At 41.4% G+C, this 13,307-nt stretch carries 13 protein-coding genes; 9 read left to right on the top strand and 4 right to left on the bottom strand.

Annotated elements, in window-relative coordinates; genetic code table 11:
• Positions 1-117 precede the first annotated feature (117 nt).
• The 9 genes from AKG98_RS08480 (at position 118) to AKG98_RS08440 (ending at position 9,504) form a co-directional block, all read left to right on the top strand.
• Positions 118-2,193: a TonB-dependent siderophore receptor gene (locus tag AKG98_RS08480; protein WP_067044185.1), complete on the top strand. Its 2,076-nt coding sequence runs from the start codon at positions 118-120 to the stop codon at positions 2,191-2,193.
• A 115-nt stretch (positions 2,194-2,308) separates the two neighbouring features.
• Positions 2,309-3,115: a DUF3450 domain-containing protein gene (locus AKG98_RS08475; protein ID WP_067044182.1), complete on the top strand. Its 807-nt coding sequence runs from the start codon at positions 2,309-2,311 to the stop codon at positions 3,113-3,115.
• Entirely contained in the window at positions 3,112-4,569 is a 1,458-nt protein-coding gene (locus AKG98_RS08470) for a MotA/TolQ/ExbB proton channel family protein (protein ID WP_157534091.1), read from the top strand. Before AKG98_RS08475 ends, AKG98_RS08470 begins: the two co-directional genes overlap by 4 nt.
• 3 nt (positions 4,570-4,572) lie before the next feature.
• Positions 4,573-5,115: a MotA/TolQ/ExbB proton channel family protein gene (locus AKG98_RS08465; protein ID WP_067044179.1), complete on the top strand. Its 543-nt coding sequence runs from the start codon at positions 4,573-4,575 to the stop codon at positions 5,113-5,115.
• A 2-nt stretch (positions 5,116-5,117) separates the two neighbouring features.
• Complete coding sequence (locus tag AKG98_RS08460) at positions 5,118-5,522, top strand: biopolymer transporter ExbD (protein ID WP_067044177.1); 405 nt, start codon at positions 5,118-5,120, stop codon at positions 5,520-5,522.
• Positions 5,522-6,136, top strand: a complete 615-nt coding sequence (locus AKG98_RS08455; RefSeq protein WP_067044174.1) for an energy transducer TonB — start codon at positions 5,522-5,524, stop codon at positions 6,134-6,136. The genes AKG98_RS08460 and AKG98_RS08455 overlap by 1 nt, the downstream gene beginning before the upstream one ends.
• Positions 6,133-7,473, top strand: a complete 1,341-nt coding sequence (locus tag AKG98_RS08450; RefSeq protein ID WP_067044171.1) for a lipopolysaccharide assembly protein LapB — start codon at positions 6,133-6,135, stop codon at positions 7,471-7,473. The genes AKG98_RS08455 and AKG98_RS08450 overlap by 4 nt, the downstream gene beginning before the upstream one ends.
• A 373-nt stretch (positions 7,474-7,846) precedes the next feature.
• Positions 7,847-8,146 carry a hypothetical protein gene (locus AKG98_RS08445; RefSeq protein ID WP_067044169.1) on the top strand — a complete coding sequence of 100 codons (300 nt, stop codon included), beginning with the start codon at positions 7,847-7,849 and terminating at the stop codon, positions 8,144-8,146.
• Complete coding sequence (locus AKG98_RS08440) at positions 8,146-9,504, top strand: PKD domain-containing protein (protein WP_067044166.1); 1,359 nt, start codon at positions 8,146-8,148, stop codon at positions 9,502-9,504. Before AKG98_RS08445 ends, AKG98_RS08440 begins: the two co-directional genes overlap by 1 nt.
• A 59-nt stretch (positions 9,505-9,563) precedes the next feature.
• Here AKG98_RS08440 and AKG98_RS08435 read toward each other — a convergent pair whose 3' ends face one another.
• From AKG98_RS08435 to AKG98_RS08420, 4 genes are all read right to left on the bottom strand, one after another.
• A complete protein-coding gene (locus tag AKG98_RS08435; RefSeq protein WP_067044163.1) occupies positions 9,564-9,971 on the bottom strand; it encodes a hypothetical protein in 408 nt (135 codons plus the stop codon).
• Positions 9,972-10,017: 46 nt separating this feature from the next.
• Complete coding sequence (locus tag AKG98_RS08430; protein WP_067044161.1) at positions 10,018-10,833, bottom strand: sterol desaturase family protein; 816 nt, start codon at positions 10,831-10,833, stop codon at positions 10,018-10,020.
• Between the two features lie 140 nt (positions 10,834-10,973).
• Positions 10,974-11,996 (bottom strand): calcium/sodium antiporter, encoded by a 1,023-nt coding sequence (locus tag AKG98_RS08425; protein WP_067044158.1) that lies wholly within the window; start codon positions 11,994-11,996, stop codon positions 10,974-10,976.
• A gap of 281 nt (positions 11,997-12,277) precedes the next feature.
• Positions 12,278-13,306: an endonuclease/exonuclease/phosphatase family protein gene (locus tag AKG98_RS08420; RefSeq protein ID WP_067044155.1), complete on the bottom strand. Its 1,029-nt coding sequence runs from the start codon at positions 13,304-13,306 to the stop codon at positions 12,278-12,280.
• Position 13,307 lies beyond the last annotated feature (1 nt).

The following is a 13,307-nucleotide window of genomic DNA, read 5'->3' as shown; positions in this document are numbered from 1 at the left end:
ATGTAAATTTGATGAAAATGGTAATGATTATCAATTAGAATCCTGTTCATCAAATCGACCTACCGCAGTAGGCGTGAAATTTAAATTAATGAAAAAATGAATCGGAGATAACGGAATATGTTTTGTAAAACTCGATTAGCTGTCGTAATAGCGACAGTACTTGCAGCGCCAAGTGCTTACTCTACTGAAACGGTAGAAACAGATGAGCACATGGAAGTTGTAGGTCGTGATTATGGTTATAAAGTTGATACAAATAGTACTGCAATGCGTGTTGAAGCGACTCAGCTTGAAACTCCAGGGCAAGTAACGGTTATTGATGAGCAGCTAATTGATGAGCAAAGAGCAAGCACACTAGGTAACGTACTTAAAAATGATTCAAGTATTTCTGCTGGTGGTGTAAGCCGTAACCGTGAATCGTTCAAGCTACGTGGTTTTGATTTACAAAGTAGCAGTGGCTTCTTGCGTGACGGTAAGCAGCATTGGTCGCATTACCGTCAACCTATTGAATTACTAGAACGTGTTGAAGTATTAAAAGGCCCTGCAGGTCTACTTTACGGTAAATCAGCGCCAGGCGGTCTAGTGAACATGGTGGCTAAAAAGCCAACTTACGAAACCCAAATTAATATTAGCCAAGATTTAGGGTCTAACAATGATTCTCGTACTACTGCTGATGTAAGTGGTTCATTGAATGATGACCAAACATTACGTGCCCGTGCGATTGTATCTAAGCAAAGCTACGATTCATGGCGTACATATGGCGATGGTAGTACACCATCGACAGAACGTTTTGTTGGTGGTTTGTTTGTTGATTACGACTTAAATGACAAAGTAACCGTATCTGTGCATTACGATCGTACTAACGATAACGGCAGTGTTGATTCAGGTGCTTATATTAAAGATGGAAAGCCTGTACTTGGTGAAGAGCACATCTGGGATGCACAGTGGTCAACCATTGAAAATGACGTTGAGAATGTTGGTTTTGATATTGCTGCACAGCTATCTGACAACTGGAACATGAAATTAGGTTATAACAACCAAGATTTTAGACGCCGTGATACAGAAAGTTTTACTAACCCAAAAAGTTATGACCCGACAACTGGTAAAGTAACTTATCAAGTATACGACCGCCTTGATCATTGGGTATTTAATACTGCATTTATTGACTTTGTCGGTGAATTCGATGCATTTGGTATGCAACACCAAACATTAATTGGTGCAAACTGGTTAGGTTACTACTATTCAAAATTAAGTGAAAGTAGTGATGATTTGACTGGTGTTGTTGGTCAGCCATTTGACAAGCCAAGTGGTACAAATGCTGAAAATGATAAGACTAAATCAATAACTGAACGTGATTCATACGGTATTTATGTACAGGATATGGCAACGATTAACGATCAATGGCAAGTACTTGCTGGTTTACGTTTTGACCGTGAAGTAAACGAGAAGCATACTTATAACAATGTATTACCGAAATTAGGCCTTATTTATCACCCGAAAGCGAATGGTTCGATTTATGCGACTTACTCAGAAAGCTTTGAACCAAAAGATCCTATTAATAGTTCTAAAGATATCAACAATGGTATGGAGCTTGATCCAGTAAAAGGGACATTGTATGAACTTGGTTCGAAATGGGAATTAATGGATAACCAACTGTTTGTATCGGGTGCTATTTTTGATATAACTCAAGAAAATACTGTTATTAAAAAAGATATAAGTAGCAGTGTAACTGAAACCACGCAAGCAGGTAAACAAATTCACCGTGGTGCTGAATTCAGTGCGATGGGTTATGTAACTGAAGCTGTTTCACTTAGCGGTTCAATGACTTATTTAAATGCTGAAATTCATCATGAACTTAAACCAGAGCTTGATGGAAAACGCCCTGCTGATGTTCCTGAGTTTTCAGCAAGTGTTTGGACTCGCTACTCATTTGCTAACAATACCGACGTTAACTTAGGTGCTATCTATGTTGGTGAACGCTTTGGTGATGCAGAGAATACTTATAAGAAAGATGCTTACACGCGTTTTGATACTGGTATCGCTCACACCATTAATTACGATAAAGACATGGACCTAGTATTACGTTTCAACATCGAAAACTTGTTTGATACGGATTATCTAGCGGGTGGTAGTCAAAAGAAAACTATCATTGGTGAAGGTCGCAACTATATGGCTTCAATCCAATTACGTTATTAATAACATAATCTAAGCCTTCATAAACAGCAATAATCGACTCTTAATTCCATAGATGTCGGTTATTGCTTTTTGTGGTTTTATTCCTTTTAAATTTAAACTCGAATGTTGATTAATTATGCTTTTAAATAAATCTTACTCTCTCGTTCTCGTGGCTGCACTGAGCAGTGCTACGTTTAGTCCTTTCGTGTTTGCGCAAGCTAATGATAGTGCGCAAGCGATTGAACATGCACAAGCACTGACTCAAAAAATGAATAAAACGGCGGCTAGTAGCCAATATAAAATTGATAATAGCGCAGACCGTACTTTAAGCATGCAAGCAGAAATAGAGCGTCTGCAAGAAGAAGTCGACAACTTAGCTGTATATCGCGATCATCTTGCTAAATTAGTAAATAATCAAAACCAAGAGTTAAATAGCTTAGACGAACAACTGCAAGGTATTAAAACGACTCGCCAAGGCATAGTACCTTTGATGTACAAAATGTTGGCTGGTTTAGATGACATCATCAATACCGGCAAGCCAATTAAAAAAGAACAACGCCTAGCGCGATTAGCAAAATTAAACGCGATGATGTGTCAGGCGAATGTCAGCGATGCAGAGAAATATCGCCGTATTTTAGAAGCGTACCAAATCGAAATCGACTATGGGACTAAGTTGGGTGTGTACCAAAGCGAAATTACGCTTGCTTCATCAAATAACACGATCACCGTTGATCTATTGCACCTTGGCCGTATTGCATTTGTTGCGCGCAGTTTAGATAGCCAACGTTATTGGCAGTGGCATGATCAACGTCAGGAATGGGTCCCTATTTCTGAACAAACAAACGATATCGACAAAGCCTTCAAAATGGGCAATAAGCAAATTGCACCAAGCTTAATATCTCTTCCTGTGACCACTGCGCAACGTGTAGGTAATGCCCAATGAAAACATATATTGCAATGAATCAAGCGAAGTCACTGTTAACGCAAGCATTGGTGTTTGGCGCATTAACCTTTAGTGCACAGTCTATGGCCGTTAATAATACGGTTGTGAGTAATGAGGCTGATGTAGTCAGTGCAACATTGTTAAGCGACACAAAACAAGATAATAAACAGCTTACAAAAGCGTTAAAACAACGTGAAGCAGGCTTTAAATTAACAGAACAAGAAATTAAACAGCAACGTCAGGCGTTATTAGCGCAACAACGTCAGCTGCAAAGCGAAACAGAAACGTTAAGTCAGCAGTTTACACGTAACGAAGAAACGTTAGCGAAGCGAGAAACACGTTTACGTTTAGAAACCGGTAGTTTAGGTGAATTATTTGGTGTTGTACGTCAATCAGCAAAACAGTTAAATAGCGAAATTAGTACTGCAGTAACCGCGATTGATAGTGCTACGTTTGCACCAATTGTGGCGGATGTGGTTGCAGCAAAAACCTTACCTTCAATGTTGCAGCTAACGGGACTGTGGTCTGCGTTATCAGAACAAATTAAAGCAAGTGGTGAAATCAAAACGGTGAATGTTGCTGTGATTGATGGTGCAGGGCAATTAGCAGATAAACAAGCCGTTCGCCTCGGTAGTTTCGGGCTAGTGGGTGAACAAGGTTATCTCGCTTGGAATGGTGAGAAGAAAACCGCGACCGCTTATCTAAAGCAGCCAGGGAAAGGCCCTGTTGCGGCAGATCTTATCAATGCTGATACAATCGGTAATGTTGTTGTATTGGACCCATCACGCGGTGTGATGCTAGCGCAATTAGAAAATACCCCTACCTTAAAAGACCGCTTAGAAAATGGCGGCACAGTGGGTTACGTGATCATATCATTACTTGTGGTTGGTTTATTGATTGCGATTGTACAAGGCATGAAATTAGTCGTTACACGTCGTCAAATCAAACAACAACTAGCGAACTCAAGTCTGATCGGTGACAACCCATTAGGTCGTATTCTACAAGTATACGTAGACAGTAATGCTAAGTCGGCATTGCATAACAGTACTGAAGCGTTAGAACTGCGCTTGATGGAAGTCGTGGTCGATGAGCAGCAAGGTCTAGAGAAAGGTTTGTCGATGCTGAAATTACTGGCTGCGCTTGCACCTATGCTGGGTCTACTGGGAACCGTCACGGGCATGATTGAAACGTTCCAAGTGATCACGCAGTTTGGTAATGGCGATCCAAAAGTGATGGCCGGTGGTATTTCAATGGCGCTGATCACGACTGTATTAGGTTTAGTTGCTGCAATGCCGTTATTAATTGCGCATAACATACTGAGTACGCAAGCCGATAATATTCGCGACATTTTAGAAAAACAGGGTATTAGCTTAGTTGCAGAAGAAGCTGAAAAATTAGCTGTTTCAGCCGTTAATGATACAAACGTGACTCCTCTTACACAGCAAGTAGGCTAAGCGATGCACTTTGATATAACGTCAGTTGATTGGCTTGAAAGCGTCAATCAATTTATGCAACAGGGGGGACCAATACTGTATTGGCTTGCCGCTGTTGTTATGTTGTGTTGGTTTTGCGTGATGGAACGGTTGTTGTATTTGTATTGCTATTTCCCTGCGTTACAACGTGACTTATTAACACGCTGGCAAGCACGTTCAGAGCAAGATTCATGGCATGCTCAAGCCATTCGTGGTGGTTGGTTGTTACAGGCGCAGCAAGCATTACAGCAAAACCTCAGCTTTTTGAAAGTGCTGGTGGCTATTTGCCCTATGTTAGGGTTGTTAGGCACAGTGACGGGCATGATCAGTGTATTTGATGTTATGGCGACATTAGGTAGCAGTGAACCTAAGTTAATGGCAGCAGGGATTTCGTTAGCGACCTTGCCAACAATGGCGGGCATGGTTGCAGCACTTGCAGGTATGTTTGCTCATGCTCGTTTAACTAAAGCTTGTGATACACGCTATAGCAGATTAGAAAAATTATTAAGACTATCTATTAAGGAATGAATATGAGATTTAATCGTCGTTCAGCCGCGCGTGAAGATGCACAAATTGATATGACATCTATGTTAGATATCGTGTTTATCATGCTGATATTTTTTATCGTAACAAGTTCATTCGTCCGTGAATCAGGCGTTGAAGTTAACCGCCCGCAGGCCAATCATGTGGTTAGCCAAGCGGGTGCCGGTATCTTTATTGCCATTACGTCTAATAACGACATTTATATTGATAAACGTATGGTAGATGTTGAGCGTGTACAGGCAACATTAGAACACTTATTACTGTCTCAACCTGATGCCTCTTTAGTTATCCAAGCCGATGAACATGCCTTCAATGGTACTGTTGTTAAAGTGATGGATGCGGCGAATGGTGCGGGTGTGAGCGGTATCGCATTGGCGGTGGAGAAGTCTTAATGTTACGTTTTTTACTGGCTGTACCGCTGGCTTTAGCGATGACATTAGCGTTGTTCACCGTAATGGCGTGGATGGTGGATAATGGCCATTCAGGTAAACCTGAAGAATCGACTGCACAAGCGTTCGACATTGTTATGGTCGAGCAAGAGCGTGATGTTAACCGCCGTCAACGTGCGTTACCTGAACAACCTAAAAATGCACCGCCACCCACAGACAGTATACCCGTTGCGAATGCAGAGGCTAAAGCGCTGGCATTACCTGATATGCCTGTACTTGGTATTGATATGGCAGGTATTGGTGTCGAAGTTGGCTTGCCAGCGATTGGAGCTTTTAGTGCGAATCAGCAAGCGATGCCTTTGTATCGTGTTGAACCGCGTTACCCATCACGCGCCATGAAACAAGGCGCACAGGGGTGGGTTAAACTGTCATTTACCATCGATACACTGGGTCGTCCTATCGATATCAAAGTAATGGATGCGAAACCAAGACGTTTATTTGAAAAATCGGCACTGAAAGCATTACGAAAATGGAAGTACCAACCCAAGTTGGAAGAGGGGAAAGCGATCATGCAAGTTAATCAGACGGTCACCTTGGAGTTTAAATTAGAGCGATGATTTATAAAGAATATAAAGCTGATTTAAATAAGCTAAAAAGCAGTTGGTTGTTCGCCCTGATGTGTTTGTTCGCATCATCTGCCTATGCTAATCCGCCACAGTTAACACAGTTCATTGCGGGTAAAATCCAAGCCGCGCAAGCGTTACAGCAGCAAGAACGCTATACAGATGCAATTGAGTTGTTAACTGAACTCACCCCGAGACAAGCCTACGACCAAGCCTTTGTACAACGTGTGTTAGGCATATTTCATTGGCAGCAAGAAAATACCGACCAAGCGGTAAAGAACTTATCATTGGCCGTTGAAAGTCAGTTATTACCGATAGAGCAGACTTGGATGACGCAACGAATGGTGGCGGATATCTTACTGAGTCAGCAAAAGTACCAACAAGCCTTGCCGCATTACTATGTTCTTGTGAATAGTTATATGCTGAACGATGGTGTGCTTGTTAATACGGCTGTAGACAATGACAAACAGAGTCATAAAGCGGTAACGAAACGCAACAAAAAAACATCAAATATTAAGACAAAAGAATTTACCGAGTTGTGGTTACGTATCGCGCAAATCCATTATCAGCTCCGTGAATGGGACAAGGTACTCAGTGCGGTGGGGTCATATGAAGGAATAAATACGCAAGGTGACCAAGTTCAAGCGCTAAATCTACAGTTGACGGCGCAATCACAATTGCAACGGTGGCCTGCTGCGATTGATACATTAGATCGTATTATTGCTGTTGAACCCGATAAGTTATTGTGGTGGCAGCAGTTAGCTGGTTTGCAACTGCGTATTTCACAGCCTCAAGCGGCATTAACAACATTGATTTTAGCGCAGCGCCAAGGGCTTGCATTAAGTGTGCAAGCGCGTCGTACTCTGGCGCAGCTATATGCACAGCAAGGTATTCCTGAACAGGCCGCGCGCGAATTAGATTTGTTAGTAAAAGATATAACTGACAATGATAAACGACAAAAAATGTTAGCTGAGCAAGCGCAATATTGGCAGATGGCGAAAGAGTGGAACAAGGCCATTAGTACATGGCGTGATGTGATTAACTTGTCTACAGATGATACTGCAGAATATCGCTGGCCATTAGCGCAATTGTTATTACAGCAGGGGAGTTATAAGGCTGCATTGGCAGAGTTAAATCACCATCAAATTAAGCAGGGTCGAAGTAAAAATAAGCAAGCGGCAATTGAACTCGCCAAAGTGAGAGCTTACTACAAACTTGCGCAATTTGATCGTGCGATTAGCCATGCGAAGTTAGCCCAGCATATAGTCCCATCTGCAAGTGCGAAAGGCTGGATTAAATACTTACAACAAGTACGTCAAATAAATAGTTAGTGCCTACTGTCTCGATTTACAACTTGCCTGTTGTGATCGAGATGATTATTGAAGTAATCGTTCTATTTATTTGTGAATGCCGGCATTATCGCCGGCATTCTTATTCACATCGTATGCTGTCTGTCACGTTTTTAACTTACTATTCAAATTTATAACATCCAGCCGTTACTACTTAAGTTCATATGGGGTAGAAGCTAATACCGCACTGTATCTGCTTGTATTGCCATTCAAACGTCTCATCTCTCATACTTCTTGATTTATCGTTCTCATACTATCCATTTACTGTTGGCACTTTTTTTTTAATCTTAAATGTTAACCTTTCTGCGGGTGAATAAGGATTATTCATCGTCAAAATTAAATAAGGATATTTACCATGTTGAAGAAGTTACTTCTTGCCGTGACCTTGATGGGTGCCAGTAGTCTTGCTGTCGCACAACTTCAAGTTAGCTCTGCGAGTTATGATAAAAATGTGTTGGGTGTGATTAATGCTACAGATGGCGCTGTTGAGATCACTGTAGATGGTGAGGTTGTTCAGCTCGTTGATAGTAATTACATTATGCCGTGCTCACCGGTTTTAGGTTTTCCTAAAAAGGTGCAAGTAGCTGTTCCTGCTGCCGCTTATGACGAAGAAGTTACTTGCCCTGTATTTGTAACTATTAGGGAGACTGAATAATGAAAAAACTATTATTCATAATGACACTCGGTGCATTATCTGGTTGTTTTGGCGAGTCTGATGACACTAAAGAGCAGAGCTCTGCAGTAATCAATGCTGATTTTTCTACGGTAAAAGACAATCTAAAGGTTACCTTTACTAATACATCGACCAGTGCTGACAGTCCAATAGACAGCTATTTGTGGGATTTCGGTGATGATTCAGTCAATAGCTTTGATATCAATCCCGTTTATACCTATGCAACTGCAGACACTTATAGTGTGCTACTTACTATAACGACTGAAGACGGAGGCTCAGCTAGTGTGATTCGTGATGTCACTGTGGCTAAAATCCCAAGTGTTCCAACCGCTGACTTTACGTATAGTCCTGAAGGCTTAACGGTAACGTTTACTAATAACGCCGCGGTTACCAACGATTCGATTGACAGCTACAGTTGGAACTTTGGTGATGCTGCACCCGGTAATACATCAACATTACCTTCACCTGTTCATACGTTCTCGGCATCAGGTAGTTACGATGTAACATTAAACGTTACTTCTGAACTTGGCAATAAAACGAGTACAGCGAGTTATACTGTAACCGTATCGGATAATGTAATAGACCCTGTTAATCCACAAGCAGATTTCAGTGCTGCAGTGAATGATTTAGACGTCACCTTTACAGATTTAACCAGTGTTGATAATGGCAGCATTACTGATTATTTGTGGGGTTTTGGCGATAGCGCGTCATCAGCACTTGCTTCACCTACCCATCTTTATGCTGCGGGTGGTACTTATACGGTAAGACTCGATGTAACGGGCAGTGATGGTACAACAGCAAGTCATAGCAAAGAGATTACTGCTTATGATCCTGCCGTAGAGCCGACCATACCTACGGTAAGCTTTACTTCTGATGCACTAGAGGCATCACCAAGTCTGACGGTTAACTTTACCGCTGACGCAGCAAATGAAACAAGTCCCATTACCAGTTATGTATGGGACTTCGATAGCTTAGGCGCATCGAGTACAGCTAACCCGACGTTCATATTTAACGATGCGGGTATATATACAATCGGCTTAACAGTGACTTCAGAAGAAGGTATTGAGAATAGTGTTATACAGAGCGTTGAAGTATTCGCCCCTGTGATAGAACAGCCTGAATATATTGCCTGCCAGGTAACTTCAACCAGCACATTCGTAATCACTTCCAACCGTGATGAAGAGTTAGCAAGTTGTTTCACTAGTGATACGCCAATCCTAGATAAAAAACAGGCGGGGACTTGGTGTGCAGAACAAGTCGCGACTTATGTTACAGATATGTCTTTTTTACGTATTCGTCCGACATTAACGGCGAATATATTAGAAACAGCGTGTCCATAAGTTAACCGTTTTGCCCTGTATTATCGTAACGATGAGGCAGGGCTTTTCGTTTTACCTTTCTAACTTCTTAATAAAGTTAATAATGCCATTTCAATAAGTTGCGTATCATTGAGCTGCTTATATTTATCTTGTTGTTTCAACGTTTCAAGCATGTTTTTGTGTGTTTTACTGAGTTTGAGATAGTGACTATTGGAATCTAAAGCCGCTAAATTTTGTGTTTGCAATGACTCGGTGATAACACGTAAATAAGCAGGGCGTAGGTGAGCGGTTAATATTTCCAAGTATTGTACAGGCTCTTTGCCTTGGTATTCTGTCACGGCTATTTGAATATCAATAGAGACGTTATTGTCGATAAAGATCTCATCGAGCTGTTTGGTTGCGATATCAGCAGTCACTTTACGACTGAGTTTACGTGCTTCATCGTTAGAAATCGCAGGTGTTGTTGAAGTGTTTGTAGAATGAGTCACGTAATTAGTACCTTTAAATGTTGTCATTAATATTATTTAATATCGTTTATTTGTTTCTGAACGGCTGGGTTAGCATCCGCTGCACCTGACATTCTTTCGGGTCTCGAAAATAAGGTAAACCGATCTGCATTTGCTGATGGCCTAATTTGGGTTGTGCTTGATAACTGCCAAACAGATGATCCCACCACGGTAGACAAAAACCAAAATTATGATTGGTTTCGTGTCCATTTACAGAATGATGAACGCGGTGCATATCAGGCGTAACTAAAATGTAGCGTATGTAGCGGTCAATCTTAGCAGGCAGCCTAATATTACTGTGATTAAACATGGCCGTCAGATTGAGCAACATTTCAAATAACACAACCGCTATCACGGGTACACCGAGTGCAATAATAACGGCAATCTTAATTAGCATAGATAAAACAATTTCTATGGGGTGAAAGCGAATAGCTGTGGTGACATCAATATCTAAATCACTGTGATGCATTCGGTGTAAACGCCACAATACAGGGATATGATGGAATATTTTGTGTTGGAAATAGATGGCGGCATCAAGGAGCATGATCGAGACCATAATGATCAACATTTGATTTGTTGAGCTTCCCAAACTGGCTAACGAAGATAGTCCCCATTGCTGTTGCTCGGCAAAAATTGCGGCATCAATGGCGAGAAAAGGGACGAATAATTTAAGCACCAAATTATTAACAAGTACAATCGCGAGGTTATTTCCCCAGCGTTGTGACTTAGATACCGTCAAAGGGCGCTTTGGTTGATAGTGTTCGCTAATTGCTAATAAGATAAGCAAGCCGATAAAAGCGCTGGCACGAAGTGTATTACCGTTAGCGATAAGCCATTCACTCATATAGCATTCCTTATTATAATCGTTAATCGCCTTATTTTGCGGGATAATTGCTTTGTTGCCAAGCAGTATCGACAGGGGTATTCGTGTAATACATCAAGTAAGCACTTGATGTATTACATCATGCTAAGCTGTAAATAGCCTTAAGCTGTAAATAGTACCCAGCTATACCCAATAAACATAATTAACAACACAGCACCTGAAAGGCGACCAAAACGGTAGTTCAGTTTACTGTCTGCTGCGATAGCCTCATCAGTTTGTTGTTCTGGTGTCAAAGCCGAGCGACGTTTAGTCACCGCTATATAAGTCATGGTAAATGAGATAACCATGAATGCTGTCATGATAGATAACATTGGTATATCACGCGTTAAGACTTCTGCTGGCAGTTGCAATCCATCACCAATTAACCCTGGGAATGCTAATACGCCTAATAGGTTAAAGGTGTTTGAACCAATGACAGTCGCGAATGCAATTTCAGGCATACCACGGCGAACACCTGCGATAGCAGCGGCTAGTTCGGGTAAGCTCGTACCAAATGCAACAATTGTTAGACCAATCAACAAGTCGCTAACACCCATCGCTTGCGCAAGTTGTACACTACCCCAAACCATGATTTGTGAGCTGATTAATAGCATGAACAGCATGGCGATAGTTTCAACTAATGCTCGATTTTGGCTTACATCTAAAAACTCTAGCTCGTTCTCAACATCTTCGTCCGATGACGATTTAGCGAGGTATACACAGTACAGTGCAAGTAATAGGATCAGGATAAGACTGTCCCACATCGTAATTGAGCCATTTGACATTAACGCAATTACAGCAATAAGTGCGACAACTAGAATCGGTAATTCGCGTTTAATGAAGCGTACTTGAATAACAAGCGGCATAAATAAGGCACAAAGCGCTAGTACTAAACCACAGTTAATGATGTTAGATCCGATAGCATTACCGACAGCAAGACCTTCTGCACCATTAAATGACGCAATTGCGCTTACGACTAATTCTGGGAATGAAGTACCAAAGGCAATGACGGTCATACCAATAAACATGACTGAAACACCAAACTGTTTGGCTAATGTTGATGATACTAAGATAAGACGGTCGGCACTTACGGTAAGTAAAATGAAGCCAACTAACACTGCGATGATGGGTAATAATAAAGACATAGGGTTCTCGTACGAGGGCATTTAGACATAAACAAGCGACACCCTGCCCTCGAAAGTAGGTGTTTACTTGTTCAAGTCTCATCAAACTTAGTTTCGGATTATTAATCTCGAACTAGATTGAATACACCACGACCTGCGGGTCAGTTATGTTGATGTACTCCCTCACTTGCGTGAAGCGACTACTCCCTCGAATAGATTGGCGCATTATAAGATAGAATTGGGCTAACGCAAGCATAATATGTAATTTAATTACAGAATGATTAAATCGCTTTATGTAAGTGTTAATTTCTCAATTGCAAATTGATTTGTACAACTGCATGGTCGGTACTTTCGCTATCACGCTCATAGATAGGGTTAATCAGGTGGCGATCATACGTGTGGTAATCGCTGACTTCATAAAGGCTTCGCTGATATTCTGCATTAAACTCACACGACAGTAAGATGTAATCTAATACCGAGCCTTTGTTGTAAAAGTAATGTGTCGCGGGACGGGGGACTGGCGTACAGCTGGCGACCGAGCCATTTGTGGCATGCTGATATAAATGCCAACTGTCTTGTAAGCTAAATAGTTTAACAATATCTTGTGCTTGTGGATCTGAATTGAAACGTAAGGTATTCATAGTTAGGTGCGATAATATTCCATCGCGGTCATTATCTAATACGTCGTTAAAGTCACCCATTAACATCATTGGATTGTTAGTCGCTAGTCGACGTTGGATCATTTGTTGAAATAGTAAAGCAGCTTCTGAACCGCGTTGTATCGATGATCCCCAACTTCCGCACATTTGTTTGGTAAAAGCATCGAGCACAGCTTTGGTTGTCGCCAGTTCATTATCTTCACTTTCTAGCATTGGCCGTTTAGATTTAAAATGCACAACATAGCAATCCGTTGTGCCAAGGTGTGGCAATTCAATACTGGCGCGCAGTGGTTTACGGCTAAATTGATACTCTGATGATAATCCCATACTGACGGCAAGATCACTCTCGGGCATGACTGCTGCGATATCTGTTATCGGGTAGCGTGATGCGATAGCGACTACAGGGCTGCGAAAAATATAGTCTTCGATAATATCGGCGCTATCGACCACTTCAAAATAGGGGTAATCACATTCCGCCATTAATGCTTTTAAAGAATCAGGGCTAAATACTTCTTGAAAACCGATGACATCAGGCTGATGTTCGGCAAGATAATCACGTATCCACTTTTGCTTTTTCTGCCATTGTTGCTCGTCATAGATTCGATCAAAATCATAACAGGCAAACGGTGGTTCAATGTAATTAAAAAGATTAAAGGTGGCAATTTTTAGCATA

The sequence above is a fragment of the Moritella sp. JT01 genome, from assembly GCF_001574435.1.
Classification (GTDB): Bacteria; Pseudomonadota; Gammaproteobacteria; order Enterobacterales; family Moritellaceae; genus Moritella.
This window is presented reverse-complemented; position numbering and strand designations above follow the sequence as displayed.